Raw genomic sequence first — 548 nt, forward strand, 5'->3', positions numbered from 1 at the left:
GCGTTGCTGGACGTGCGGCATCGGGTGCCGGTGGGGGTGCCGGAGCCGGAACGGGCGCTGTCCCTGGCCGCCGCGGCCGGGTTCGCCCTGCCCGACGACGACCGACCCACCCTCCGGCTGCGGCCGGCGCCGCCGCCCCCGGCGGAGGCCGGCGCCCCCGGATACGTGGTGCTGCATCCCGGTTCGGCGGCGTCCGCCCGGGCGTGCCCACCGGAGGTCGCGGCGGGTATCGCCCGGGCGCTCGCCGCCGCCGGCCACCGCGTCGTCGTCACCGGCGGACCCCACGAACGCGACCTCACCGCTCACGTCGCCGGCGACGTCGCCGTGGAACTCGGCGGGCGCACCGGTCTCGCCGACCTGGCCGGCATCGTCGGCGGAGCCGCCGCCGTGGTGGTCGGCAACACCGGGCCGGCGCACCTCGCGGCGGCGTACGGGGTGCCGGTGGTCAGCCTCTTCGCCCCAACCGTCCCCTTCGGACAGTGGGGCCCCTGGGGCGTGCCGACCGTACGCCTCGGCGACGCGAGCGCCCCCTGCCGCGACACCCGCGC

The 548-nt window shown here is 79.6% G+C and carries 1 protein-coding gene; it reads left to right on the forward strand.

Annotated elements, in window-relative coordinates:
* The coding region (locus tag ACTMSW_RS30715; protein ID WP_441184288.1) for a glycosyltransferase family 9 protein at nucleotides 1-548 on the forward strand (548 nt) is incomplete at both ends.

The sequence above is a fragment of the Micromonospora sp. BQ11 genome, from assembly GCF_052068135.1.
Taxonomy (GTDB): Bacteria; Actinomycetota; Actinomycetes; order Mycobacteriales; family Micromonosporaceae; genus Micromonospora.